Source organism: Immundisolibacter sp., from assembly GCF_014359565.1.
Classification (GTDB): domain Bacteria; phylum Pseudomonadota; class Gammaproteobacteria; order Immundisolibacterales; family Immundisolibacteraceae; genus Immundisolibacter.
On sequence record NZ_JACIZD010000019.1, the window covers coordinates 18,542 to 45,456 of the forward strand.

Genomic DNA, 26,915 nt, shown 5'->3' on the forward strand with positions numbered 1-26,915 from the left:
GGCAGCCTGCCGCCGCTGCGCAACGACCGCCTGTTGCGCGCCCTGCGCCGTGAGCCGGTGGACCGCACGCCGGTGTGGATCATGCGCCAGGCCGGGCGCTACCTGCCGGAATACCGCGCCACGCGCGGGCGGGCCGGCAGTTTCCTGAGCCTGATGCGCAGCCCGGAACTGGCCACCGAAGTGTCGCTGCAGCCGCTGGCGCGCTTCGATCTGGACGCCGCCATCCTGTTCTCGGACATCCTGACCATCCCCGACGCGCTGGGCCTTGGCCTGCACTTCGTGGAAGGCGAGGGGCCGCGCTTCGAGCGGCCGGTCCGAAGCCGCGCCGACATCGACGCGCTGCGCGCGCCGGACATCGAAAGCGCGCTGCCCTATGTGTTCGATACGGTGCGCATGCTGCGCCGCGAGCTGGCCGGCCGGGTGCCGCTGATCGGCTTTGCCGGCAGCCCGTGGACGCTCGCCTGCTACATGGTGGAAGGCGGCGGCAGCGACGATTTCCGGCTCATCAAGGGCCTGTCGTACACCGATCCGGCGGCCCTGCACCGGCTGCTCGCGCTGCTGGCCGAATCGGTGGCCGATTACCTCACCGCGCAGGCGGCGGCCGGCGCGCAGGCGCTGATGCTGTTCGACACCTGGGGCGGGGTGCTGACCACGCCCGGTTACCGAGAGTTCTCGCTGGCCTACCAGGCGCGGGTGACTGAGCTGCTCAAATCCCGGACGGCAACGCGCGAACTGCCGCTGATCGTGTTCACCAAGGGCGCCGGCCGCTGGCTGGCCGAACAGGCGCAGATCGGCTGCGCGGCGCTCGGCGTCGACTGGACGCAGGAGCTCGGCGACGTGCGCGCCGCCACCGGCGGAAAGGTCGCCCTGCAGGGCAATCTGGACCCGATCGCCCTGTTCGGTCCGCCCGAGCGCATCCGCGCCGAGGTGGCACGCATTCTGGAAAGTTATGGCCCCGGCCCGGGGCATGTGTTCAACCTGGGCCACGGCGTGCTGCAACAGACCGATCCGGATCACGTGGCGGTGCTGGTGGATGCGGTCCACGAGCTGAGTGCGCCGTATCACGCCTGAGCGCGCCCCATGCCGCGGCTGATCCTGAAGGTCGCCATCGACGCGCCGCTGCGGCACCTGTTCGATTATCTGCCCTTGTTCAATGTCCCGCCGCCGGCGGTCGGCTGCCGCGTGCGCGTGCCGTTCGGGCGGCGCAGCCAGGTCGGTCTGGTGGTGGCGCATGCCCGCCATGCGGAGGTGGCCGACGCGCAGCTTCGGCACATCCACGAGCCGCTGGATGCCGAGCCGCTGCTGCCGGCCAGCGTGCTCGAACTGCTGCGCCGGGCGGCCGACTACTACCATGCGCCGCCCGGCGAGGTGCTGGTGGGGACCCTGCCGGGCCTGCTGCGCGCCGGCCGGCCGGCGCGGCCGATGCAGGTCTGGCAATGGGCGCTGACCGAAGCGGCGCCCAGTCCAGACAGCTTGAGCCGGGCGCCCAGGCAGGCTGCTTTGCTCGGTGCGCTAGCGCAGGGTCCATGCGAGGAATCGCAGCTTGACGCGGCGCTTCCCGGTTGGCGGGTCACCGCACGCACGCTGGCCGACAAGGGCTGGATCGAGCGCGCGCCGATAGCCCCCGAAGCCGCCGCCGACGGGCCGCCCGAGCAGGGCCACGCACTCACCACGGCTCAGCGTGTGGCGGTCGATGCGGTTGCGGCCAGCAGCGGCTTCGGCGCCTTCCTGCTCGACGGCGTCACCGGCAGCGGCAAGACCGAGGTGTATCTGACGGCCATCGAAGGGGTGCTCGCCGCCGGCCGTCAGGCGCTGGTGCTGGTGCCGGAAATCAGCCTCACGCCGCAGACCGAGGCACGCTTTCGGGCGCGCTTCGGGGCTGCCGTGGCGGTGCTGCACTCGGGCCTTTCCGACACCGAGCGCCTGGCCGCCTGGCTGGCCGCCCGCGGCGGCCAGGCCGGGGTGCTGATCGGCACCCGCTCGGCGGTGTTCGCGCCGCTGGCCCGGCCGGGCCTGATCGTGGTCGACGAGGAACACGACGGCTCCTACAAGCAGCAGGACGGCTTTCGTTACCACGCCCGCGACATGGCGGTGCTGCGCGCGCGCATCGAGGACGTGCCGGTGCTGCTGGGCAGCGCCACGCCGTCCCTGGAGAGCCTGGCCCACGGCAGGAGCGGCCAGTACCGGATGCTGCATCTGCGCGAGCGGGCCGGCAGCGCCCGCCTGCCGCAATTGGAACTGCTCGACGTGCGTCACCAGCGCATGGCGGGCCTGGTGTCGCCCGCGCTGGCGGGGGCGGTGCGCGAGGAACTGGCCGCCGGCCGGCAGGTGATGCTGTTCCTGAACCGTCGCGGCTATGCGCCGGTGCTGCTGTGCCACGCCTGCGGCTGGGTACCCAAGTGCGACCGCTGCGACGCGCACTACACGCTGCATCGCGGCCGCCGCCTGCTGCTGTGCCATCACTGCGGGCGCGAGCGGCCGCCGCCGACCCGCTGCGAGGGCTGCGGCGCGCAGGACCTGCTGCCGCTGGGGGCCGGCACCGAGCGCATCGAGACCGACATCGCGGCGCTGTTCCCGGACCACCGGGTGCTGCGCGTCGACCGCGACAGCACGCGCCGGCGCGGGGCGCTGGACGCGCACCTGGCCGCCGCGCGCGATGGCAGTGCCGACATCCTGGTCGGCACGCAGATGCTGGCCAAGGGCCATCACTTTCCGGCGGTGACGCTGGTCGGCATTCTCGACGCTGACCAGGGCCTGTTCGCGGCCGACTTTCGCGCCAGCGAGCGCCTGGCGCAGACCATTTATCAGGTCTCCGGCCGCTGCGGGCGCGGCGAGCAGGCGGGCCGGGTGCTGATCCAGACCCACCAGCCGCAGCATCCGGTGCTGCGTGCGCTGCTGCACGGCGGCTACGGCACCTTTGCGGCCGAGCTGCTGGCCGAGCGTGAGGCCGCCGGCTGGCCGCCGTTCAGCCATCTGGCCCTGCTGCGGGCGGACTCGACGCGGCATGAGGACGCGCTGTGGTTCCTGGGCGAGACCCTGTCGGTGGCGGCGGAAATCGGCCACGCCGGGGTCGAGCTGCTGGGTCCGGTGCCGGCGCCGATGCCCAAACGCGCCGGCCGTTACCGCGCGCAGCTGCTGCTGCAGGCGCAGCGGCGGGCGCCGCTGCACGCGCTGCTGCGCGCTTGGTTGCCGGCGCTGGCGCAGCTGCCGGCGGCGCGCCAGGTGCGCTGGTCGCTGGACGTGGACCCGCTGGATACCTACTGATCGACACCCGCGCAAGGCCCGACTGGCCGCCCCTGGCACGGCCACTGCTAGCCCAGTTATAAGCCCCCGACATTGCCTGTCCCGGATGAAACCTGCCTCCTTGCGCGTCATGCTGGTCGATGACGACCTCGAACGCCGCGCGCTGGTGGCCGCCGCACTGAACGATGCTGGCCTGGCAGTGGTGGCCCAGCTGGGCACTGCCGACGGGCTGTTGCGGGCGGTGGCCGGTTGCACGCCGGACGTGGTGATCATCGACCTGGAATCGCCCGACCGCGACATCCTGGAGAACATGCGCTGCCTGTCGCGCGACAACCCGCATCCGGTGGTGATGTTCGCCACCTCGTCCGATAGCGACGCCATTCGCGAGGCCATCGAGGCCGGCGTCAGCGCCTACGTGGTCGACGGCCTCAGTCCCGGCCGGGTGCGCTCGGTGGTGGAGGTGGCGGTCGCGCGCTTTCGCCAGTACGCATCGCTACAGCGCGAACTGGCCGAGGCGCGCACCAGTCTGGCGCAGCGCAAGCTCATCGATCGCGCCAAGGGCATCCTCATGGAGCGCGGCCGGCGCACCGAAAGCGAGGCCTACCATGCCCTGCGCAAGCTGGCCATGGATCAGAACAAGACCATCGCCGACATCGCCCAGGGCGTGATCGACACCGCCGAGTTGTTCAAATGAGCCCGAGCCTGCCGACCCCGGAACTGCCCCGGCTGCGCCTGGGCTACATCCCGCTCACGGACGCCGCGCCGCTGGTGGTGGCGCTGGAGAATGGCCACTTCGAGCGCTTCGGGCTGGATGTGAGCCTGTCGCGCCAGCCGTCGTGGGCCACGCTGCGCGACAAGCTCGGCATCGGTCATCTGGACGGCGCGCACCTGCTGGCGCCGATGGCGCTGGCCTGTTCGCTGGGTGTGGAAGGCGTGCCGCAGCGGCTGGTGACAGCGCTCAGTCTTGGCCTGGGCGGCAATGCCATCACCGTCGCCGACAACCTGTACCGGGACATGCAGGCGGCGGCGGGCGGCCAGCCCGTGACCGCGCAGGCACTGGCCAGCGTCATCGCGCGGCGCCGGGCGGCAGGCGCCGATCCGCTGACCTTCGCGACGGTCTATCCGACCTCCAACCACACCTATCTGCTGCGCTACTGGCTGGCCGCAGCGGGCATCGACCCGGACCGTGACCTGCGCCTGATCGTGGTACCGCCGCCGCAGATGGTGCAGCGCCTGAAACAGGGCGACATCTACGGTTACTGCGTCGGCGAGCCCTGGAACACGCTGGCGGTGCGCGACGGCATCGGCTGCATCGTCGCCACCGGGCACGACGTGTGGAACAACGCGCCGGAAAAGGTGCTGGCCGTGGGCGCCGCCTGGGCGCAGCGCTACCCGGCCACGCACATGGCGCTGATCTGCGCCATCGTCGAGGCCGCCCGCTGGCTCGATGAAAGTCCCGAAAATCGCCTGCAGGCGGCGCATCTGCTGGCCGGCGCGACGTACCTGAACCTGCCGGTGGAGGTGATTGCGGCCTCGCTCAGCGGCCACCTGACGCTCGACCAGCGCGGCACGCAGCGCGAGCTGGCGGACTTTCACGTCTTTTACCGCTATGCCGCCAACTTCCCCTGGCGCTCCCATGCGCTGTGGATGCTGCGGCAAATGGTCCGCTGGGGACAGCTGCCGGCCGATGTCGATCTGCTGGCCGCGGCCCATGCCACGTACCGCCCGGACATTTACCGGCTGGCCGCGGCCCGTCTGGGCGTGCCGGCGCCGGTCGTGGACATGAAGGCCGAGGGCGGCCATCGAGGCCCCTGGAAACTCGGTGAGGGCAACGCCGCGGTGGCGCTGGGCCCCGACCGTTTCATCGACGGGGCCGTGTTCGACCCGGCGGATGTTGGCGCGAAGATTGCTCAATAAATTCATGTAATCCGAATCGGCGGGGCAGCTTCTCAGAGGGCGCCCACCGATTCGAAACCGCCCCAACGATGGAGCGGCCTGCGTTCGCCAAAGACGGTGAGCCGAACAGGACCCTGGTTTGTGCCAGGGCGGTGTTACGCGCTTGAACCGACAGTCATGGACGAACGACCCCACCTGATCGTGATCGGCAACGGCATGGCCGCCAGCCGCGCCGTGGACGAGCTGCTGGCCCGCGCGCCGCAGCGCTACCGCATCACCGTACTGGGCGCCGAACCGGCGCCCGCCTACAACCGCGTGCTGTTGTCGGCCGTGCTGGCGGGCGAGGCGGCCGCCGAGCAGCTGCGTTTGCAGCCCAAAAACGATCTGCAGGCCCACGGCGTGCGCGTGCTGACCGGTCAGCGCGTGGCAGGCATCCAGCCGCAGACGCGCCGCGTGCTGCTGGCGAATGGCGAATCGCTCACGTACGACCGCCTGCTGCTGGCAACCGGTGCCCGCGCCACCCACCCGCCATTGCCCGGCAGCCGCCTGCCGGGCGTGATCGCCTTTCGCACCCTGAGCCACCTCGAACGCCTGCAGGACGCCTGCGCGGCCGGCGGCGAGGCAGTGGTGGTCGGCGGCGGGCTGCTGGGCCTGGAAACCGCCGCCGGTCTGGCCCGCCAGGGCATGGCCGTCACGGTACTGCACGCGGCCGGCCATCTGCTGAACCGCCAGCTCGACCCGCTCGCCGCGGCCATCCTGCAAACGCAGCTCGAAGCCCGCGGCATCCGCTTCGAATTGAACGCCCGCGCCGAGGCGCTGCTGGGCGAGCAGCACGTTGAAGCCGTCCGGCTGGCCGATGGCCGCGAGTTGCCGGCGCGGCTGGTGGTGTTCGCGGTCGGTATCAGCCCGCGCGCCGAACTGGCCCGCGAGGCCGGGCTCGCCTGCAACCGCGGCGTGCTGGTCGACGACGCACTGGCCACCTCCGATCCGCACATCGACGCCGTCGGCGAGTGCGCCGAGCACCGCGGCATCAGCTACGGCGTGGTGGCGCCGGTCCACGAGCAGGCGGCGGTGTGGGCGCGGCGCATGGCCGGCGACGACAGCGCGCTCTATGTCGGCTCGGTGGTGTCCGCTCAGCTGAAGGTCAGTGGCATCGACGTGTTCTCCAGCGGCGACCTCGACGCGCCCGATACGGACGATCTGGTGCTGCGCGACCCCACGGCCGGCGTGTACCGGCGCCTGCTGCTGGCCGGCCCCCGCGTAGTAGGCGCGGTGCTGGTCGGCGACGTGTCGGACGGCCCCTGGTTTCAGCAACTCATCGCTTCCCGAACCGACGTTTCTGCCGCCCGCGAGGTGCTGCTGTTTGGTCGGTCGTTGGCCGAGCCGCGACTGGCGGACGGCGTTTCCCCATCGTCCTGCGAGGACAAAGCCATGCAAAAGACGCGACTGGTAGTGATCGGCAACGGCATGGTCGGCCAGCATCTGGTGGACACGCTGGCAGAAACGGCGGCCGACCGCTTCGAGCTCACCGTCTGCGGCGAGGAAACGCGTCCGGCCTACGACCGCGTGCACCTGAGCGAGTATTTCGGCGAGAAATCCGCGGCTGAACTGGCCCTGACCACGCCGGATTTCTACGCCAGGCATGGCTTCACCCTGCGTACCGCCACGCCGGTGACGGCCATCGACCGCGCCGCGCGCAGCGTGACGACCGCTGCCGGCGAGGAACTGGCCTACGACAAGCTGGTGATCGCCAGCGGCTCGTTTCCGTTCGTGCCGCCGGTGCCGGGCCGCGAACGGCCGGGCTGTTTCGTGTACCGCACGCTCGATGACTTGGACGCCATCCGCGCCAGCGCGCAGGGCGCGCGGGTCGGCGTGGTGGTCGGCGGTGGCCTGCTGGGCCTCGAGGCGGCCAATGCGCTCAAGGCCCTGGGGCTGGAGGCGCACGTCGTGGAGTTCGCCCCGCAGCTGATGGGTGTGCAGCTCGACGCCGGTGGCGGCGCCGTGCTGCGGCGCAAGGTCGAGGCGCTTGGCGTGCGCGTGCACACCGGGCGCAACACGCGCGAAATCGTGGACGGCGAAGCCTGCCGTCACCGCATGGTGTTCGCCGACGGCGAGCACCTGGAAACGGATCTGATCGTGTTCTCGGCCGGCATCCGCCCGCGCGACGAACTGGCCCGCGGTTGTGGTCTGGAAGTCGGCGAGCGCGGCGGCATCGTGGTCGACGACCAGTGCCGCACCTCGGACCCGGACATCTACGCCATCGGCGAGTGCGCGCTGTGGAGCGGGCGCATCTACGGCCTGGTGGCGCCCGGCTATCAGATGGCCAAGACCGCGGCGGCCGACCTGTGCGGCGGCGAGGCCAGCTTCACCGGCGCCGACATGAGCACCAAGCTGAAACTGCTCGGCGTGGACGTGGGCAGCATCGGCGACGCCCACGCCAGGACGCCCGGCGCGCTGTGCTACACCTATCAGGACGACCAGGCGGGCGTGTACAAGAAGCTGGTGGTCGACGGCGATGGAAAGCGCCTGCTGGGCGCGGTGCTGGTCGGCGACGCCGCCGACTACGGCGGCCTGCTGCAGTACTGCCTGAACGGCATCGAGCTGCCGGCGCAGCCGCAGGCGCTGATCCTGCCGGACAGCGGCGGCGCCAAACCGGCCTTCGGACCCGACAAGCTGCCGGCCACGGCGCAGATCTGCTCCTGCCACGACGTGAGCAAGGGCGCACTGGTGGCCGCCATCGACGGCGGCTGCACCACGGTGGCGGAACTGAAAACCTGCACCAAGGCCGGCACCGGCTGCGGCGGCTGCGTGCCGCTGGTCAAATCCCTGCTGGAGCTGGAGCTCAAAAAGCGCGGCCTGGAGGTCAACACCGACCTGTGCGAGCACTTCCCCTACACGCGCCAGGATCTGTACAACCTGGTGCGCATGGGCCGGATCGAGACCTTCGACGCGCTGCTGGAAAAACACGGCCGCGGCCGCGGCTGCGACATCTGCAAGCCCACCGTGGCCGCCATCCTGGCCGCCTGCTGGAACGAATATGTCCTGAAGCCCGCCCACGAGGGCCTGCAGGACAGCAACGACCGCTTCCTGGCCAACCTGCAAAAGGACGGCACCTATTCGGTCATCCCGCGCGTGCCGGGCGGCGAGATCACGCCGGACAAGCTGATCGTGCTGGGCGAGGTGGCCAAGGAGTTCGACCTCTACACCAAGATCACCGGCGGCCAGCGCATCGACCTGCTGGGCGCCCGGGTGGATCAACTGCCGGCCATCTGGCGGCGGCTGGTCGATGCCGGCTTCGAGTCCGGCCACGCCTACGCCAAGGCGTTGCGCACGGTCAAATCCTGCGTCGGCAGCACGTGGTGCCGTTATGGCGTGGACGACAGCGTGGGTCTGGCGATCGAACTGGAGGAACGCTACAAGGGCCTGCGCTCGCCGCACAAGCTCAAGTTCGCCGTGTCCGGCTGCACCCGCGAATGCGCCGAGGCGCAAAGCAAGGACGTCGGCGTGATCGCCACCGAGCACGGCTGGAACCTGTACATCTGCGGCAACGGCGGCATGAAGCCGCGCCACGCCGACCTGTTCGCCACCGCGCTCGATAAATCGACGCTGATCCGCTACATCGACCGCTTCCTGATGTTCTACATCCGCACCGCCGACCGCCTGCAGCGCACCTCGGTGTGGCTGGACAACCTGGAAGGCGGCATCGACTACGTACGCGAGGTGGTCATCGACGATCGCCTGGGCCTGGGCGCCGAGCTGGAAGCCGAAATGGGCCACGTCATCGACACCTACGAGTGCGAGTGGAAAAGGACCGTCGATGATCCGGACCGCCTGCGCCGTTTCCGCGCCTTCGTGAACAGCGACACGCCGGACGAGACGATCCGCTTCGTGCGGGAGCGCGGCCAGCCGCGCCCGGCCCGGGCCGACGAGCGCGCCACCGCGGCGGCCGATCATGGCTGACGGCGCCGCCCTGCAACTCGACCCGAGTGTGGATGCAATGTGGATCGACGTATGCGCCGTGCAGGATCTGCCCCGCAACGCCGGCGCGGCGGCGCGCGTGGCCGGCCGGCAGGTGGCGATCTTCTACCTGCCGGCCGAGATACCCGCCGTTTACGCCCTCGACAACTGGGACCCGCTGGGTGAGGCCGCCGTGCTGGCGCGCGGCATCGTCGGCGATCTGGGCGGGCAGCTGGTGGTGGCCTCGCCGCTGTACAAGCAGCATTTCCGGCTCCTCGACGGCCAGTGCCTGGAAGACCCGGCGGTGCGCGTGGCCAGCTACCCGGTGCGCCTGGACGGCGATCGGGTGTTGGTAGGCATGCCGGGCGCAGACCCGTGAACGGCCCGGTGCGCACCACCTGCCCATACTGCGGTGTCGGCTGCGGCGTGCTGGCCACGCCCGATGGCACAGGCGGTGCGGCCATCGCCGGGGATCCGCAGCATCCGGCCAATCTGGGCCGTTTGTGCTCCAAGGGCGCGGCGCTGGGCGAGACGCTGGACCTGGACGGCCGCCTGCTGGAGCCGTTGCTGCATGGGCAGCCGGTGTCGTGGGATCAGGCACTCGACACCGTCGCCGAGGGCTTCGCGTCCGTCATCGCCGAGCACGGCCCGCAGGCGGTCGCCTTCTACGTCTCCGGCCAGCTGCTGAACGAGGACTACTACGTCGCCAACAAGCTGATGAAAGGCTTCATCGGCAGCAACAACATCGACACCAACTCGCGCCTGTGCATGGCCTCCAGCGTGGCCGGCCACGTCCGGGCGTTCGGGGCCGACACCGTGCCCGGTTGCTACGAGGACCTGGAACAGTGCGAGCTGCTGTTGCTGGTCGGCAGCAACACCGCCTGGTGCCATCCGGTGCTCTACCAGCGCATCCGCGCCGCCAGGGCCGCCCGGCCCGGCTTGCGCGTGGTGGTGATCGACCCGCGCCGCACACCGACCTGCGACATCGCCGATCTGCACCTGCCGCTGGCGCCGGGCAGCGACGTGGCGCTGTTCAACGGCCTGCTGGCGGCACTGGCCGATGCCGGCGCGGTGGACCGGGACTATGTGGTGGCCCATGTGGACGGCTTCGATGCTGCATTGGCAGCGGCGCATGCGGATGCGCCGGATGTGGCCGCGGTCGCCGCCGCGTGCGGGCTCGATCCGGCCGACGTGCAGACCCTGTTCGACTGGTTCATGGCCACCGACAAGACGGTCACCGTCTACTCGCAGGGCGTCAACCAGTCCACGGCCGGCACCGACAAGGTCAACGCCATCATCAACTGTCACCTGGCCACCGGCCGCATCGGCCGGCCGGGCATGGGGCCGCTGTCGTTCACCGGTCAGCCGAACGCCATGGGCGGGCGCGAGGTGGGCGGCCTGGTCAACGCGCTGGCCTGTCATCTGGATTTGGCGAATGCCGACCACCGCGCGCAGGTGGCGCAGTTCTGGGGCGGCGGGCCGATTGCCCACGCGCCGGGCCACAAGGCGGTCGATCTGTTTCGCGCCATCGAGGCCGGGCAGGTGCGCGCGGTGTGGATCATGGGCACCAACCCGCTGGTCAGCCTGCCGGAAGCGGACCGCTTCCGGGCCGCGCTCGCCGGCTGCGAACTGGTGGTCGTCAGCGACTGCGTGCGTCATACCGACACCACAGCGCTGGCGCACGTGCTGCTTCCGGCGCTGGCCTGGGGCGAGAAAAGCGGCACGGTGACCAACAGCGAGCGGCGGCTGTCGCGCCAGCGGGCGTTTCTGCCGCCGCCGGGCCAGGCGCGGGCGGACTGGTGGGCGCTGTGCGAAGTGGGCAAGCGCCTGGGTCACGCCGGCTTCGGCTTTGCCGACGAGGCAGAAGTCTTCGACGAGTACGCGCGTCTGTCGGCCCTGGCCGGGCGGGCAGGTAGGGATTTCGACATCAGCGCGCTGGCGGGTCTGGGCCGGGCGGGGTTCGACGCCCTGGAGCCCGTGCAATGGCCGGTGAGCGCCAGGCAGCCGGCCGGCACGCCGCGTTTGTTGGGCGACGGACAGTTTTTCACGCCGACCGGGCGCGGTCGCATGGTGGCCGTGACCCAGTGCGCTGCGGTCGACCAGCCGAATGCCGACTACCCGCTGCTGCTCAACACCGGCCGCGTGCGCGACCACTGGCACACGCTGACCCGCACCGGCAAATCGGCGCGCCTGTCCGCCCACATGCCGGAGCCGCGCCTGGATCTGCATCCGGATGATGCTGCCCGGCTAGGAGTAGAGGCGGGCGGTTTCGCGCGCGTGACGAGCCGCCACGGGCAGTGCGTGGTGCGCGCCGCCATCGATCCTGGCCAGCGTCTGGGCAGCGTGTTCCTGCCGATGCACTGGAGTCACAGCTTCGCCAGCACCGGCCCGGCCGATGCGCTGGTCGGCGCGCATCTGGACCCGATCTCCGGCCAGCCGGAGTTCAAGCACACCCCGGTGCGCGTACAGGGGGTGTCACTGCCGTGGCGCGCGCTGCTGCTGACGCGGTCTGAGCTCAGGCCGCGCGGCGTCGACTATTGGGCCAGTGCCCGTGCCGCCGATTGCTGGAGGCACCAGCTGGCTGCGAGCTGCGCGCCGGCCGACAGCGCCGCCTGGCTGCGCGAATTGCCCGGCGTCGATCCGGCCTGGCAGTGGCTGGAATACCGCGACAGCGCCGGCGCCTACCGCGCGGCCGCCTTGCACGAGGGCCGGCTGATGCTGGCGCTGTTCAGCGGGCGCGATGTGGACTGGCTGGCCGGCGACTGGCTGGTGGCGCGTTTTGGCCGCGAGCTGGCCGCCGATGAGCGCCGTCGCCTGCTGGCCGGCGTGCCGGGGGCGGGCGGTGCCGATGCCGGCCGCACCGTGTGCGCCTGCTTTCAGGTCGGCATCAACACGCTGCGCCGGGGCATCGCCGAGCAGGGTTTGAGCACCCCGGAAGCCATCGGCGCCGCGCTGAAGGCCGGTACCAACTGCGGCTCCTGCGTGCCGGAACTGCGCCAGCTGCTGGCGAGCGCCAAGGACACGCGGGCCGCCTGAGCGGCTTGCTCGCGGGCCAGCGACCGGTCGCCGGGAGCTGGCCCAGTTATTGCTGAATGCCAGCTGGCTGCGACGCTGCAGCCACGGGGTTCGCCCCAACCGACGCGCGGTCGCGTCACGCAACGACAACGAGGTCGTACCTGCCAACAGGCGGGTGCGGCCTTTTTTTTGTGCCCGCTGAAAGGCGGGCGCGTTCATATCAGGGATGGAAGCATGAAATCTGACATCGCAATCATCGGCGCAGGCGCTCTGTTGGCAGGCAGCCTGGCGACCGGCACGGCGGCCGCGCACGCCATCGACGACGCACTGTTCCCGCTGACCGACTCCCTCATGCAGGGCAAGGTCAGCCTGGACGTGCGCTACCGCTTCGAACAGGTCGACCAGGACCGGCCAGCGAGCATCCGGGACGAGGCCAGCGCCCAAACCGTACGCACGCGCCTGGGCTGGCGCACCGGTTTGTTTCACGGTTTCTTTGCCTACGGCGAAGCCGAGAATGTGTCGGTGGTCGGCGAGGAGGACTACAACAACACCTACAACGGCAAGACCAGATTCCCGGTCGTGGCCGACCCGGACGGCACCGAGGTCAACCAGGCGTACCTGGGTTACCTCGGCCTGAAGGGCAACACCTTCCGCTACGGTCGCCAGGCGTTCTTCTTCGACAACCACCGCTTCGTCGGTGACGTCGGCTGGCGCCAGAACCAGCAGACCTTCGACAGCTTCTTTTACGAGAACAAGATGCTGCCGGGCGTGACCGGCAGCTATGCCTACGTCTACAACGTGAACCGCGTGTTCGGTGAGGACACGCCCAACAAGGCGTTCGCCAACGCCGGCGATCTGCACCTGAAAGGCCACCTGATCAATCTGCAGTGGAAGCCAAACCCCGTCACTACGCTGACCGGCTACGCCTACCTGCTCGATTTCGACGACTTCGCGGCGGAGTCCACCGCCACCTATGGCCTGCGTGCGATGGGCGAAATCCCGTTGCCGCAGCTGAAATTGCCGACCCTGCCGGGCGCCGCCGGTTCGGCCATCCTGTACGCCGCCGAGTACGCCCGCCAGAGCGACTACGCCGACAACCCGGGCAATTTCAATCTCGACTACGCGCTGGCCGAGGGCGGCGTGCGCCTGTTTGGCGTCAGCTTCAAGGCCGCCTACGAGCTGCTGCAAGGCGGCGCGATGAACGGCACCCGCGCCCTGCAGACGCCGCTCGCCACGCTGCATGCCTTCAACGGCTGGACGGATCAGTTCCTGCGCACGCCGGCGGCAGGGCTGAAGGACACCTATTTCACGGTCGGCGGACCGGTGCCGGGGCTGGCCATGGACTGGCTGCTGCGTTACGACAGCTACAAATCGGACGCCGGGAGCAACGACTACGGCGACGAGTGGGGCGTGCTGCTGAGCAAGACCTTCGCCGAGAAGTACACCGTCGGCCTCAAGTACGCCGACTACAGCACCGACGCGCCGGCCTTCGTCGCCGGCCGGCCGGACACCAGCGACGTCAGCAAGAGCTGGCTGTGGGTGCAGATCAAGATCTGATCTCCCAGCACGGCGGGTAGACAGACGGGCCGGGCGTCCCCGTCGGGGGCGTCCGGTCCTGTTTGTTCCGGTGCACATGTTTCTTGGGATGAGGGGTGGGACGAATGATCACACTCAAGCCGTATTGGCTGTCCGGCCGTTGTTGCGGTTGCCCAAGCGGGACGACTGGCGCATTGCCGGCCCACCGGCCGGCCTGGCTCGATTCGGTGCTCGCGCGCGCCACGGCGGTGCAGACCGCCGACCGCTACGCCCACGGGGCGGATGTAGTGGCGGACCTTGAACATGGCCTGTCCGGCGGCGCCGGCACGGCGCCACAACGCCCGCAACCCCTGTATGCACGCAATCCGCTGCGTTTCTGGCAGGGCCTGTACGCGCTGCTGGCGATCGCGCTGCTGGTGCTTTTGGCGCGGGCTTGATGCGGCTGGCACGCGTCGTGCTTTAAGCAACAGCGTAAGCGTCGTGTGTGCGGCAGCGAAGCCGCCCGCACGACCCACATAACGGACCGACTCACGCCACCGACGGCGTGGCGGTCGCGGGCAACGGAGCCCGCCGTCACACACCCTTGTGACGGCGGGCTTTTTTTTGGCCTCACGGCAGCGCAAGGAGCCTGTGCATGAACGATTCGAAGATCCCCGGCAGCCCCGTCGCTACCCCGGACAAGCCGGCCGATCAGCCGGTCGATCCGGGCCGACGCAGCCTGCTGCGCGGCGCCCTGGTCACCACCGGCGCGGCCGCGCTCCTGAACCTGGTGCCATCGGCCATTCGCAGCGCGGCCTGGGCGGCCGGTTCGGACGCGCCGGAAAAGCCGGACCTCAAGATTGGTTTCATTCCGCTGACCGATTGCGCGCCGGTGGTGATGGCGGCCTTGAAGGGTTTCGACAAGAAATACGGCCTGAACATCACCCCGACCAAGGAAGCCTCCTGGGCCGCCGTGCGCGACAAGCTGATGTATGGCGAGATCGACGCCGCGCACGTGCTGTACGGCCTCATCTACGGCGTGCAGCTGGGCACCCGCGGCCCGCAAAAGGACATGGCCGTGCTGCTGACGCTCAACAACAACGGTCAGGCCATCACGCTCTCGAACGACCTCAAGAAGGCTGGCGTCACCGACGGCGCCGCGCTCAAAAAGCTGGTCGACGGCAAGGCCCGCGATTACGTCTTCGCGCAGACCTTCCCGACCGGCACACATGCCATGTGGCTGTACTACTGGCTGGCGGCCAACGGCATCGATCCGTTCCGGGACGTCAAGAACATCGTCGTGCCGCCGCCGCAGATGGTGGCCAACATGCGCGTCGGCAACATGGACGGCTTTTGCGTGGGCGAGCCCTGGAACGCCCGCGCCATCGCCGACGACATCGGCTTTACCGCCGTCACCAGCCAGGAAATTTGGCCCGATCATCCGGAAAAAGTGCTCGGCACGAGCGCCGAGTTCGTCGCCCAGTACCCCAACACGGCGCGCGCCATGACGGCCGCCATCCTGGACGCCGCCCGCTGGTGCGACGCGCAGGAGAACCGCGCCGAGATGGCCGAGGCCGTGGCCGCCAAGTCGTACGTGAACTGCCCGGTGGACATCATCAAGGGGCGCATTCTGGGCGAGTACGAGAACGGCCTCGGCAAGAAATGGACCGACGCCAAGCCCATGCGCTTTTTCCGCGACGGCGAGGTCACTTATCCCTGGCTGTCGGACGGCATGTGGTTCCTGACCCAGCACAAACGCTGGGGCCTGATGGCCGGCGACCCGGATTACCTGGCAGTGGCCAGGAAAGTGAACCGCCTCGACGTGTACGCGCAGGCGGCAGCGGCGGTGGGCGTGGCAGTTCCCAAGGACACGCTGCGCAAGTCCACGCTCATCGACGGCACGGTGTGGGACGGCACCGACCCGGCCGCGTATGCGACAAGTTTCAAGATCAGGAGTTGAGCCATGGCCGCGGTTATCCCGTTCGTGTCGGCAGCCCAGGGGCCCGTGCTTGCGCCGGCCACCACAGAACCCGCGCCCGAGGGCGCGGCAACGGTGCCCGATGATATGGCGCCGTCCCCGCGCGGGCCGGCATGGTTGCGCGCCACAGGACCGAACCCGCGTGTGCAGGCTTTTGCCAGGCAAGCAATTGCCGCGGCGGTTGGCCTGCTGGTCCTGGTGGCGCTGTGGTCACTGGTGGCGGCCAATACCCGCCTGCCGGGGCCGGCCGCCACCTGGGTGTCGGCGGTCGAGTTGTTCAGCGATCCGTTCTACAGAAACTCGCCCAACGACCAGGGCATCGGCTGGAACGTGCTGGCCTCGTTGCGGCGGGTGGCGCTGGGTTTTGGTGCGGCGGCGCTGGTCGGCATCCCGCTCGGCTTCGTGATTGGCCGCTTCCGCTTTCTGGGCGATGCCGCCGGGCCGGTCATCAGCCTGCTGCGGCCGGTATCGCCGCTGGCCTGGCTGCCGATCGGCCTGTTGCTGTTCCGGTCGGCCGAGCCCTCGGCGATCTTCGCCATCTTCATCTGCAGCATCTGGCCGATGATCATCAACACCGCGTCCGGTGTGCAGCAGGTGCCGCGCGAGTATCTGGACGTGGCGCGCGTGCTGCGGCTGTCGGAATGGACCGTGTTTCGACGCATCCTGCTGCCGTCCAGCCTGCCGCAGGTGTTGACGGGCGTGCGCCTGTCGGTGGGCATCGCCTGGCTGGTGATCGTCGCCGCCGAGATGCTGACCGGCGGCGTGGGCATCGGCTTCTGGGTGTGGGACGAGTGGAACAACCTGAACGTCGAACACATCCTGATCGCGATTTTCGTCATCGGCGCGGTCGGTCTGCTGCTGGAGCAGGCCCTGCTGCTGCTGGCCCGTCGATTGCCGTGATTTTTTGTTTTCAACGCCGGCAGTCGTTGAAAGCGGTTGCGAGTTTTCTTGCGGGAGCCAGACCATGAACGAATCGAAATTCCTGACCGTCGAAAAGGTCGACGTAACTTTCCCGACGCCCAAAGGCCCGCTCACCGTGCTGGAAGGCGCCAGTTTCGACGTGGCGCGCGGCGAGGTGGTGGCCCTGATCGGCCATTCCGGCTGCGGCAAATCGACACTACTGAACGTCATCGCCGGCCTGCACACCGCCAGCCGTGGCGGCGTGATCCTGGAAGGCCACGAAGTCACCGAGCCCGGCCCGGATCGGGCCATGGTGTTCCAGACCCACGCCCTGCTGCCGTGGCTGTCGGCCTACGACAACGTGCGCCTGGCCGTGGACCGCGTGTTCGGCAAAACCAAGACCAAGGCCGAGCGCCACGACTGGACCGTGCAGCACCTGGAACTGGTGCACATGGCGCACGCGGCCGATCGCAAGCCGGCCGAGATTTCCGGCGGCATGCGCCAGCGGGTAGGCATCGCCCGGGCGCTGGCCATGCAGCCCAAAGTGCTGCTGATGGACGAACCGTTTGGCGCTCTGGACGCCCTCACCCGCGCCCAGTTGCAGGACGCGCTACTGGAACTGCACGCCAGCCTGGGCATGACCGTCATCCTGGTCACCCACGACGTGGATGAGGCGGTGCTGCTGTCGGATAAGGTGGTGATGCTCACCAACGGCCCGCACGCCCATGTGGGTGAAGTCATGAGCGTGCCGCTGGCGCGCCCGCGCGAGCGCCTGGCACTGGCCGAGGACGCGGTCTTTACCCACTGCCGCGCCGCGCTGCTGCGCTTTTTGCACGCCGCGCATCCGGCGCGGGCGGCGTGAGGCTCGGCTGCCGCCTCGCCCGAGAGCCACGCGACTTCAAGCATCCGCCAGCAGCAGCAGCGGGTCTTGCACCGCCGCCAGGATCGGCTGCATGAAGCGCAGCGCGGTCACGCCGTCGATCAGGCGGTGGTCGTAGGACAGCACCAGGTTCAGGCGGCGCTGGATTTCGATGCGGCTGTCGTCGACCACCACCGGCTCGCTGCGCACCCGGCCCATGCCCAGGATGGCCACCTGCGGCGGGTTGATGATGGGCGTGCCGAAGATGTCCTGCCCGCCGTGGCTGCCCCAGTTGCTCAAGGTAAAGGTCGCGCCGCGCATGTCGTCTGGGGCGAGCTTGCGCTCGCGGGCACGGGCCGCCAGATCATCGATGGCGGCCGACAGCTGCACCACGTTCAGGCGGTCTGCGTCGCGGATCACCGGCACCACTAGACCCGCGTCGGTATAGGCGGCAAAGCCGATGTGGTAGTAGTGCTTCTCGACCACTTCGAGCGTCTGGTCGTCGATGCTGGCGTTGAACTGCGGCATGGCCTTGAGCGCCGGGATCAGCGCCTTGATCAGCAGCGCGACGTAGGACACGCGCTGCCCGGTGTGGGCGGCCAGGCGCGCCCGGGCGGTCTCGAAGGCGGCGGCGTTCACGGCAAAGCCCGTCGTTGCCTGCGGCACGTGGGCGGCGCGGCTCATGCTGTCGTACATGGCCTTGGCGACGCCGGACAGGCGCCAGCGCCGCTCGCCGCCGGCGGCTGGCGATGAGGCAATGGCAGGGGAGGGCGCCGATGTCGGTGTCGGCACGGGGCGCGCGACGCGCGCCAGAACGGCGTCGATGTCTTCCCGCAGCACGCGCCCCTTGGGGCCGCTGCCGGTGACCGCGGCCAGGTCCACGTCCTGCTGGTGTGCGTAACGGCGGGTGCTCGGCGCGGCGCGGACCGGGCCAGCGGGCTGCCGTGCAGGCAGGGCCGGCGGGCTTGCAGCCGCGACCGGCGCGGCGTGCTTCTCGCCCGAGAACTGCTGCGCGGGCGCCCGTTCGGCATCGAACACGGCCAGTATTTCGCCGACCTTTACGATCTGCCCGACCTGCGCGGCCAGTTGCTCGACCCGGCCGCTGCACGGTGCCGGGATTTCCACCGTCGCCTTGTCGGTCTCGATCTCGCACAGGGTCTGGTCTTCCTGCACCTCGTCGCCAGGCGCCACGTGCCAGGCCAGCAGTTCGGATTCGGTAATGCCCTCGCCGACGTCGGGCAGACGAAATTCAAAACGCATATAAGCGCCTCCTCAAAACCGGTACTGCAGAACGGACTCGATGCCATAGCGCACGCGCCGCACGTCCGGCAGGTAGAAATCCTCGATCTGGTTCTCCGGGAACTGCACGTCAAAGGCCGTCACCCGCCGCACCGGCGCCTTCAGGCAGTCGAACACGTGCTCGTTGACCAGCGCCGACAGTTCCGCGCCCAGGCCCAGCGTGCGCCGCGCCTCGTGGACGATGACGCAGCGGCCGGTGCGGCGCACCGAATCCAGGATGGTGCGGGTGTCCAGCGGCGCCAGCACGCGCAGATCGATCAGCTCCGCGTCCACTTCCATCTCGTCGATGGCCTGGCGGGCGGTATGTACCATCGCGCCCCAGGCGAGCACGGTCACGTCCCGCCCCTCGCGCACCACGCGCGCCTGGTCGAGTGGCAGCACGTACGGCGCGTCCGGCACCGGCTCACGAAATGCCCGGTACAGGCGGCTGTGTTCCAGGAACACGACCGGATCGTCGCAGCGGATGCTGGCCGACAGCAGGCCCTTGGCCTCGGCCGGCGTGCTCGGGCATACCACGCGCACGCCGGGCGTGTGGATCAGGTACGACTCGGTCGATTCGGAATGGAACTGCAGCGGCTTGATGCCGCCGCCAAACGGCGTGCGGATGGTCATCGGCACCGAGAACTGGCCGCCGGAGCGCTCGCGCACGTTCGACATCAGGCACACGAACTGCCCGAAGGCGTTGTACAGAAAGCCCAGGAACTGGATCTCGACCACCGGCCGTTCGCCGCGCATGGCCATGCCGACGGCGGCGCCGATGAGGCCGTTTTCCGACAGCGGCGTGTCGATGACGCGCTCGCCGCCGAAGGCGTCGTACAGGCCCTCGGTGGCGCGAAACACGCCGCCGATGGGGCCGATGTCGTAGCCCATGACGCGCACGCGCGGGTCGTGGGCCAGCTCGTCGCGCAGGGCCTGGTTGACGGCCTGCACCAGGTTCAGATCGGTGGTTCCGGTGGTCGGCGCGTTCATGCCAGGGTCTCCGGGTCGATGCTGGTGAACGGATTGGCGCCGCTCAGTTCCGCCGCCAGCTCCCGCTGCTGCAGGCGCAGGTGCCAGCCCGGATCGCCGTGCAACTGGCTGTCGAACATGGTCATCGGGTCCGAGCGCGGCAGTGCCAGTGCCCGCGCCGCGGCGGCCTGGACTTCGGCCAGGCACTCGGCCTCGTACTGCTCGCGCAGCGCCTCGGTGAACAGGCCGCGGGCCGTCAGGTAAGCCTCGAAGCGCGGGCGCGGGTCGAACTGTTTCCAGTGTTCGGCCAGCGCCTGGTCGCGATAGACCTCGGCGCTGTCGGAGGTGTTGTGGTCCACCACGCGGTAGGTGACCGCCTCGATCAGCGTCGGGCCGCTGCCGCTGCGGGCGCGGTCCACCGCCTCGCGCGTCTTCTGGTACATGGCCAGCACGTCGTTGCCGTCCACCCGCTCGCCGGGCAGGCCGTGGGCCAGCGCCTTGTGGGCGAAGGTGGGCGCCGCGTGCTGGCGGTGTGCGGGCGTGGAAATTGCCCACTGGTTGTTGTGGACCACGACGACCAGCGGCGCCTTGAACACGGCGGCGAAGTTCAGCGCATCGTGAAAATCACCCTCGCTGGTCGAGCCCTCGCCGGTGAAGGCCAGCGTCACCGTGTCGCGGCCGTTCAGCTTGTCGGCCATGGCCGAGCCTGCGCCATTTAGCACATTGGTGCCCAGGATCACGCCGTAGGGGGTGAAGGTGACACCCGGCGGGCGCTCCATCGGCAGATGTTCGGCGACGGTCTCGGGCGCGCCGCCGCGCAGGATGGCCAGCGTGCGGTCCATCGGCACGCCCCAGTACAGGTGCGCCGCGAACTGCCGGTAGGACGGAAAGCACCAGTCGCCTTCGCGAAGCGCCGCCGCGGCCCCCAGGCCCACGGCTTCCTCGTAGGTGGACTGCGCGGTCACGCTCAGCTCGCCACGGCGCTGCATGCGGATGGTGTGTGTCTCGTAGGCGCGCGTCTGCACCAGCGCGCGGTACATGCGCAGCAGCGTGGCGTCGTCCAGATCCGGCGCCTCCCCGACCAGCCCGCCATCGGGCGCCAGGATGCGGAAAAAATCCTCGTCCGGGGCCTGCTCCGCCCACTTGTGCTGTCCCATCGCTGCCTCCTCGTCCGCCGGCCCGAACGACCGGCCGGCCTATAATGCCATCGACCTCAATCAGCGCCGGGCAGGCGCCTTCGGCCATCAAGGACGGATCATGATCGACTCCCCGCTGCTGCCGCATCTGGACGCTTACATCGACGGCCGCTGGACCAAGCCGGCCGCCGGCAAGACCTTCAAGGTCATCAACCCCGCCACCGGCGACCACCTGGCCGACGTGGCCTCGCTGGGCCGTGACGAAGTGCTGTCCGCCATCAGCGCCGCCAAGCAGGCGCTGCGCACGCCGTCGACTTTCGAGCAGCGCCATGCGTGGCTGACCGGCATCGCCCAGGCGCTGCGCGAGCACCGCGAGGAAATCGGCCGCATCCTGACCCTGGAGCACGGCAAGCCGTGGAAGGAGGGCGCCGGCGAGGCCGACTACGCAGCCGGCTTTTTCGCCTACTGCGCCGAGCACCTGGACCTGCTCAAGCCGCGCAAGCTGGCCGAGCGGCCGCGCGGCTGCGAATGGACCGTGCAGTACCGCCCGGCCGGCGTGGTGGGGCTGATCGTGCCGTGGAACTTCCCGATCGGCATGATCGCCAAAAAACTCTCGGCCGCCATCGCCGCCGACTGCGCCAGCGTCATCAAGCCGGCCTCCAAGACCCCGCTGACCATGCTGGCGCTGTTCACGCTGCTGGATCAGGTCGTCAAGCTGCCGGCCGGGCGCGCCAACCTGGTGATGGGCTCGGCCGGCATGATCGGCGATACGCTGCTCGGCCACCCCGACGTGGCGGTGATCAGCTTCACCGGCTCCACCGAAGTCGGCCGCGAGCTGATCGAGAAAAGCGCGCCGCTGGTCAAGCGCCTGACCCTGGAGCTGGGCGGCAATGCGCCGTTCATCGTTTATGAGGATGCCGACCTCGACCACGCCGCCGACCAGCTGATGGCGAGCAAATTCCGCGGCAACGGCCAGACCTGCGTGTGCGCCAACCGCGTGTACGTGCAGCGCAGCGTGGTCGATGCGTACCTGGAAAAGGTCGTCGCGCGGGTGAAGAAGCTCAAGCTGGGCAACGGCATGGATGCGGATACCGACATCGGCCCGCTGGTGGACCGCGCCGGCTACGAGAAAGTGCGCTTTCACGTCGAGGACGCCCTGGCCAAGGGCGCGACCCTGCTGGTCGGCGGCGGCGCTCAGCCGATCGACACCGAATGGGGCGGATTTCACCCCCCGACCGTTGTGCGCGGCGTGACCCACGACATGGCCTGCTGCAAGGAAGAAACCTTCGGCCCGCTGGTGCCGGTGATCGAGTTCGACACCGAGGCGCAGGTGCTGGACATGGCCAACGACACCGAGTTCGGCCTGGCCGCCTACGTGTTCACCCGCGACGAGGCCCGCGCCCAGCGCTCCATCATGGCGCTGCAGTTCCAGCACGTCGGCTGGAACACCGGCTCCGGCCCCACCCCGGAAGCGCCATTCGGCGGCATCAAACAATCCGGCTTCGGCCGCGAGGGCGGCGCCGAGGGCATCTACGAGTTCGCCGAGGCGCAGACCGTGCCGCGCGGGGCATGAAGCAACGCGGAAGCATTCAGCGTTTCACGCAGCGCAGGAATGCGCCCTTAAATGAAACTACCGCAGCGCCTGCGGCGTCGCCAATCGCGAGTCGCTCATACCAATGCTGCGGCTATGGTTGGCAGTCGGCCACTTGATGTCTGGCTGCAGCGCATAGCACATCTTACGCAAGTAGGTTTATTACTGTTGGGCGTGTTCGGATACTTCTACACGGTCTTACCGGTCTTTCAGAATCAGCAGCTGGAAGAGCAAGCCGCCCGACTCGAGATTGAAAAAGCAGACGCCCAGCGTCGACTTGATGAACTTCTTGTCGAGCAGCAGCGAGTGAGTCGGGACACGTCATTGCTTCGCGAGAGGTGGAAAAAGGAATTGGAGAGAAACGCTCAGCTATCTACTAGTGCAAGCGATGCCCGAAAACAGGAACTTCTTGCGATACAACGTGCCAGAGATGCTGAACGAGCCTTGCAAGCGCAGGTAAAGTCGCTCGACTCAGCCCGATGGGAGCTTGTGTTGCTCGACGTCTTGCGCGCATACATGCTTCCCTCTATCAAAAATTTCGCTAGGGACTGGTCAACGCACCTTGAAGGCTCTGATCTTATCCGGGCAGAAGAATCTGAATGGCCGCGCCCATATGTTGCGCTAGTCGAATCAGTGGAAGTGGCCAAGACGATGCGAGGTGGCGATCAAGTACCAGCAAGCTACTACTCTGAACTTCAAGCATTCATAGAGTCGCGTCGATCCGCACTGCAATGCACAATGCCCGACTTTTCTGGGCTTGCAGCGAGCTACCAAATGCAACGCTCAGCGCTTGAATCGACAGTTGAGGTGGAGACAAGGGCGAATATTGAAAAGCTTGTCAAAGAATATGCCTACAAGGGGGAAGAGATAAGAATCACCGACGATTATAGAGAGTCGGTTAGAAGTAGCGTTCGACGTGGCAAGGTGTTTGAACTAGATGCTGCATTTGAAAAGCAACTTCGCGATCTTAGGAAGTCATGTGACGATAAAGGTATAGCAGTTTATGAGGAGTTCCGTCGCATGAAGGGGATTAAGCATTGAGGCCTCGTAGCCCGGTTGGGCTGACGCAGGAAGCCCAATATCGTTCATGCCGGGAATACTGGAGCACAACGGTTGCCGGCTGCAACCTGCACAACGGAGCGATTTCTGTGCGTGATGCTTGGGTGGGACGCAAGGTGCGCGGGCTTCGCAATCGTGTTTTTCAAGCGAGGGTTGAATCTTTTGAGCTTCCTGCGTCAGCCCGAGCGGGCAGGGGTTTGGGGATGGATCCAAGAATCGTGGCCTGTCCTCTATTTGTAATAGGGTTTTGAAAAAGATGACTTGAGATGACGACAGCAGCAACACAACCCCTTTCTGAGCGACTGCCGGGCTTTTTCCGAGCATACGCCGAAACGCGTAGCGCACCGGAAAAACAGAGATTGTCCAAGTGGTTGCCCGGCTTTTTTTACGGTTTTTCAGCTTACCGAGTCCAGGTCGAAGCTCCAAAGACGGCGCGTGTCGCGATTGATCCGGATGGCCTTGCTGCTTTTCTAGCGAGCCTGAAAATACCGCTCATTGCTTCACGTCAAGGTGCTTTTCATTTTGACCCGTGGGAAATAGCTGGTCTGGAATCCAAAGAAACGCGCAATGCCAGTGTGCTGGCTTGGCTGCTGAATCCGCTTGGTAGCCACGGTCTTGGCGTCGCCGCCATCAATGGCCTGCTGGCTGTGGTCAATCGCCATTTCCAGTCGTTTTTCAATGCTGATTTTTCGGCAGAACCTGGGCAGTTTTGTCGGGTGCGCACGGAAATCAACCCAAACGGCGAAATTGCCGACCGGGTGGATGTCGAGATCGATGCCAAGAATTTTTACCTTATTGTCGAAATCAAGATTAATGCCCCGGAACAGAGTGAGCAACTGGAACGCTATTGCCGGCAGGCCGAGGAACGTGCAGGCAACCGGCCCTGGGCGGTTGTTTTCCTGACCCCAAAGGGCAAGGAGGCAACTTCAGCAGGCAAGTATGCGGATTCGGGTCGGATCGTTCCTATGCTCTGGAAATCACTTGCCTCCGCGCTGGAGCAACAACTTCCGAATCGTAAAGCAGTAACACACGACCTGCCCCTTCTCTCCATTCCGCGCCAGAGTGCCGAATATGCCGTTCGGTGTTTTCTCAAGAAAATTCGTTCATTCTAACTTGTAGGAGAAAAAGCATGTCAGAAGATAAAAAAGCAGGGCAATTGATTCTTTCTCAGCTCAAGATGTTCAATGAGGCGGCCGTTCTGTTCGAGCAGGTCGTTGAGCCGGCTATTTTGAAAGGGATCGATGTGACTGTCGACTCGTTTGCCGAAAAAAACGACTGGGATGGGGAATACGAATTGGAGTCGGATAACGATTGCTGGCTCGCACCCAAGGCCTGGATTACAAACCCAGGAGAAGAAGGCCCTAAATTCAAGGCGCAGTTTGCAATCGATTATATTGATGGCGATGATGATTTTTGGAGTGCCCTATTTTGTGATGTCGCGACTCAAGGCGGACGAGCTGGTTTTCTCTTCAAGATTGATGTGGGCGCTTTCGGACTAAGGAATACCCGGAGTGCTTGGGTCAAGACAATCCCGCAAGAACTTATTTCCAAGCTCACCGCGCTCGGTTTTCAAAACCGGAACAAGGGGAATTTCTTCCTTCCGGTCACTCTGGATAACCAGATGCTGGCAAACAGTTTTTTGGAGTATGGTGAATTTACCGAGGATGACGACATCTTCGCCCCGCTGCTATCTGCACTGGAAATACTGAAACAAGCCGTCCCGATCTTTGACCAGATCATGCAATATTGCTCTGCAGCGTGCGGGCCGGTGGGCGATAGGTTGGGCTGACGCAGGAAGCCCAATATCGGTTACGCCGAATCATGCAACGCTGTTTCTGGGAACATCAGATCCGGGATGGCGCGGAGCTCGACCGGCATGTGGATTACATTCACTTCAATCCGGTCAAGCACGGCCTGGCAGGACGAGTAAGCGATTGGCCCTACTCGTCTTTCCACCGCTACGTGGCAAGGGGTGTTTTGCCCGAAGATTGGGCGGCGGGTGAATCGGAAAAAGCGGGCAGCTTCGGTGAGCCCGCATGAAAATCCGCGTGGGCACGCTGCGCTTTGCCCACCCTACGGCTCGCTATCACATTTGACACTATGGTCAAGCACGCAGTAGCCTAGCTCGGCGAAGTATTGGGTGCCCCGGAGGCGTAAAACAAGACGCCTTTTCGGGTGCCCATTTGTAGTTATGCACCAAAGGCTTAGCGAGAGGCTGCTTCCGTGGACGAAGAGAAATATCTCGGATATATCAAGTACGAAGGCCCGCTAGTCGAGGACGGGCTCATGGATGCTCGGAAGCAGGCCAAGGCGCTGATTGGATTTGATTCGGCTTTACGTTACTTCATCGCCAAACGCGCTCCTGACTTTCGAAACATTGACTTTGAAATACCGGTCCGCGTTCGAAAAGGATCATGGGAAGCTTTAATACCGGAAACAGTCGCAGGCTGGGTTCAAGCAGGTTTGGGGGTGGTTGCCACCGCTTATTTCACGAAGGCCGCCCAAAAGATGGCGGACAAAGATTTCGAGGACTTCGGCATAACGGAACTGTTTAGGTTGGCTATCGATTCCATAAAATGGTTCGCCAGAATCGGGAAGCACATGGGAAATGTTACCATCCGTGAATTTAAGAACGTTCAGTTCACTGATGGCCTAAAGCAAATCGGAATTACAAACGAAGATGGAGAAGTTCTCTTTGTTCCCAAGCACATACTAGATTTGTATGTCAGTACGAATCCCGGGCTTTTGAAAGACATGGCTGAAAACATTCAAGACGGAAGATCATTTGCTATTGGCTCGGTGCAGGCCGGCGACGTTGACGAAGAAATAGTTGATTTGAAGGATAAGTACATTTTCTGTGATGAAGATGCTGAGCTTGAGGAAGACGTTCTCTTCCCAGAGCTAGTTCATGGCGACTACGTAGTCTTGGAGGGCGAAGTCACTCGGGAGAACAAAACGTCAAACTCGATGGGATTCAAGTACAACGATCACATCCTGACTGCATACCCTGAAACGGGAAGTATTGTTCGCTACAAGCCACTACTGTTCCTGAAATGCAGGCTGTTTGGAACAGTTAACCGAATTGATGAAACAGGTCGCATCGGGGCGCGGCGACCTAAGTTGTATTTCTCCAACCTTGAGCCGCTGGAAGAAGATCGCGACTATTCAATGGTATTCGAGTGAACGTGCATAACCGTGCCTTCCCGTCAACGCATTTGCCGCCGCTTCGCGTCGTCAAATTAGCGATCGTTGATCGAAGTGGTTTGCCGAAGCTATGTCCAACCCGTTTGCATGCCTGGCTTTACGGTATTTCCGAGCTTGTTTGCCGCGTGAGGGAATCGCTGATCAATCCACCGAAACCGGCGCCGTGGACATGACGGCGCCAACGCGTGACCGAGCTGGGGGAAAAACGGCCCGTTTTCGGATGTGGATTGGGTAAATGTACGCGTTTCAGCCGGGTATTTCGGGTTTTGGGCTCCCTCAGGACGCACTGAGGCTGTGCCGCGCCCGCAAACGCCA

The 26,915-nt window shown here is 66.5% G+C and carries 20 protein-coding genes and 1 pseudogene; 18 read left to right on the plus strand and 3 right to left on the minus strand.

Annotated elements, in window-relative coordinates; all coding sequences use genetic code 11:
* Nucleotides 1-6: 6 nt before the first annotated feature.
* From hemE to H5U26_RS13760, 12 genes are all read left to right on the plus strand, one after another.
* The gene (hemE, locus tag H5U26_RS13705) at nt 7-1,071 is read left to right on the plus strand and encodes a uroporphyrinogen decarboxylase (protein ID WP_366055968.1); all 1,065 of its coding nucleotides are present in this window, start codon (nt 7-9) and stop codon (nt 1,069-1,071) included.
* 9 nt (nt 1,072-1,080) lie between these two features.
* Nucleotides 1,081-3,264 carry a primosomal protein N' gene (locus tag H5U26_RS13710; protein ID WP_290620655.1) on the plus strand — a complete coding sequence of 728 codons (2,184 nt, stop codon included), beginning with the start codon at nt 1,081-1,083 and terminating at the stop codon, nt 3,262-3,264.
* Nucleotides 3,265-3,349: 85 nt separating this feature from the next.
* Nucleotides 3,350-3,937, plus strand: a complete 588-nt coding sequence (locus tag H5U26_RS13715) for an ANTAR domain-containing protein (RefSeq protein ID WP_290620657.1) — start codon at nt 3,350-3,352, stop codon at nt 3,935-3,937.
* Nucleotides 3,934-5,160, plus strand: coding sequence for a CmpA/NrtA family ABC transporter substrate-binding protein (locus H5U26_RS13720; RefSeq protein ID WP_290620660.1), 1,227 nt, complete (start codon nt 3,934-3,936; stop codon nt 5,158-5,160). The genes H5U26_RS13715 and H5U26_RS13720 overlap by 4 nt, the downstream gene beginning before the upstream one ends.
* Before the next feature lie 156 nt (nt 5,161-5,316).
* Nucleotides 5,317-9,099: a nitrite reductase large subunit NirB gene (nirB, locus tag H5U26_RS13725; RefSeq protein WP_290620662.1), complete on the plus strand. Its 3,783-nt coding sequence runs from the start codon at nt 5,317-5,319 to the stop codon at nt 9,097-9,099.
* Entirely contained in the window at nt 9,092-9,475 is a 384-nt protein-coding gene (gene nirD / locus H5U26_RS13730) for a nitrite reductase small subunit NirD (RefSeq protein ID WP_290620664.1), read from the plus strand. Before nirB ends, nirD begins: the two co-directional genes overlap by 8 nt.
* Entirely contained in the window at nt 9,472-12,132 is a 2,661-nt protein-coding gene (locus H5U26_RS13735) for a nitrate reductase (protein ID WP_290620666.1), read from the plus strand. The genes nirD and H5U26_RS13735 overlap by 4 nt, the downstream gene beginning before the upstream one ends.
* A gap of 213 nt (nt 12,133-12,345) precedes the next feature.
* On the plus strand, nt 12,346-13,668 hold the full coding sequence (locus H5U26_RS13740; RefSeq protein WP_290620668.1) for an alginate export family protein: 1,323 nt from the start codon (nt 12,346-12,348) through the stop codon (nt 13,666-13,668).
* 173 nt (nt 13,669-13,841) lie between these two features.
* A complete protein-coding gene (locus H5U26_RS13745; RefSeq protein ID WP_290620670.1) occupies nt 13,842-14,084 on the plus strand; it encodes a hypothetical protein in 243 nt (80 codons plus the stop codon).
* 197 nt (nt 14,085-14,281) lie between these two features.
* Nucleotides 14,282-15,586, plus strand: coding sequence for a CmpA/NrtA family ABC transporter substrate-binding protein (locus H5U26_RS13750; protein WP_290620672.1), 1,305 nt, complete (start codon nt 14,282-14,284; stop codon nt 15,584-15,586).
* A 105-nt stretch (nt 15,587-15,691) separates the two neighbouring features.
* Nucleotides 15,692-16,504 carry a nitrate ABC transporter permease gene (gene ntrB / locus H5U26_RS13755; protein WP_366055970.1) on the plus strand — a complete coding sequence of 271 codons (813 nt, stop codon included), beginning with the start codon at nt 15,692-15,694 and terminating at the stop codon, nt 16,502-16,504.
* A gap of 64 nt (nt 16,505-16,568) precedes the next feature.
* Complete coding sequence (locus H5U26_RS13760; RefSeq protein ID WP_290620676.1) at nt 16,569-17,366, plus strand: ABC transporter ATP-binding protein; 798 nt, start codon at nt 16,569-16,571, stop codon at nt 17,364-17,366.
* 36 nt (nt 17,367-17,402) lie between these two features.
* Here the strand turns inward: H5U26_RS13760 and H5U26_RS13765 are convergent, their stop codons facing one another.
* The 3 genes from H5U26_RS13765 to H5U26_RS13775 are packed head-to-tail and all read right to left on the minus strand — an operon-like array spanning nt 17,403 to nt 20,767.
* On the minus strand, nt 17,403-18,623 hold the full coding sequence (locus H5U26_RS13765) for a dihydrolipoamide acetyltransferase family protein (RefSeq protein WP_290620678.1): 1,221 nt from the start codon (nt 18,621-18,623) through the stop codon (nt 17,403-17,405).
* Nucleotides 18,624-18,635: 12 nt separating this feature from the next.
* Nucleotides 18,636-19,631, minus strand: coding sequence for an alpha-ketoacid dehydrogenase subunit beta (locus tag H5U26_RS13770; protein WP_290620680.1), 996 nt, complete (start codon nt 19,629-19,631; stop codon nt 18,636-18,638).
* Nucleotides 19,628-20,767, minus strand: coding sequence for a thiamine pyrophosphate-dependent enzyme (locus H5U26_RS13775; protein WP_290620682.1), 1,140 nt, complete (start codon nt 20,765-20,767; stop codon nt 19,628-19,630). Before H5U26_RS13775 ends, H5U26_RS13770 begins: the two co-directional genes overlap by 4 nt.
* Nucleotides 20,768-20,867: 100 nt before the next feature.
* Between H5U26_RS13775 and H5U26_RS13780 the strand changes: the two genes are divergently transcribed.
* The 6 genes and pseudogenes from H5U26_RS13780 to H5U26_RS13805 all read left to right on the plus strand — a co-directional run bounded on the left by H5U26_RS13780 (nt 20,868) and on the right by H5U26_RS13805 (nt 26,579).
* Complete coding sequence (locus H5U26_RS13780; RefSeq protein WP_290620684.1) at nt 20,868-22,319, plus strand: NAD-dependent succinate-semialdehyde dehydrogenase; 1,452 nt, start codon at nt 20,868-20,870, stop codon at nt 22,317-22,319.
* A gap of 51 nt (nt 22,320-22,370) precedes the next feature.
* On the plus strand, nt 22,371-23,378 hold the full coding sequence (locus tag H5U26_RS13785) for a hypothetical protein (RefSeq protein WP_290620686.1): 1,008 nt from the start codon (nt 22,371-22,373) through the stop codon (nt 23,376-23,378).
* A 284-nt stretch (nt 23,379-23,662) separates the two neighbouring features.
* Nucleotides 23,663-24,508, plus strand: coding sequence for a PD-(D/E)XK nuclease family protein (locus H5U26_RS13790; protein WP_290620688.1), 846 nt, complete (start codon nt 23,663-23,665; stop codon nt 24,506-24,508).
* Between the two features lie 17 nt (nt 24,509-24,525).
* Nucleotides 24,526-25,185, plus strand: a complete 660-nt coding sequence (locus H5U26_RS13795) for a hypothetical protein (protein ID WP_290620690.1) — start codon at nt 24,526-24,528, stop codon at nt 25,183-25,185.
* Between the two features lie 29 nt (nt 25,186-25,214).
* Nucleotides 25,215-25,436 (plus strand): annotated as a pseudogene (locus tag H5U26_RS13800) (transposase); the annotation flags it as partial.
* A 183-nt stretch (nt 25,437-25,619) separates the two neighbouring features.
* On the plus strand, nt 25,620-26,579 hold the full coding sequence (locus tag H5U26_RS13805) for a hypothetical protein (protein WP_290620694.1): 960 nt from the start codon (nt 25,620-25,622) through the stop codon (nt 26,577-26,579).
* Nucleotides 26,580-26,915: the final 336 nt, after the last annotated feature.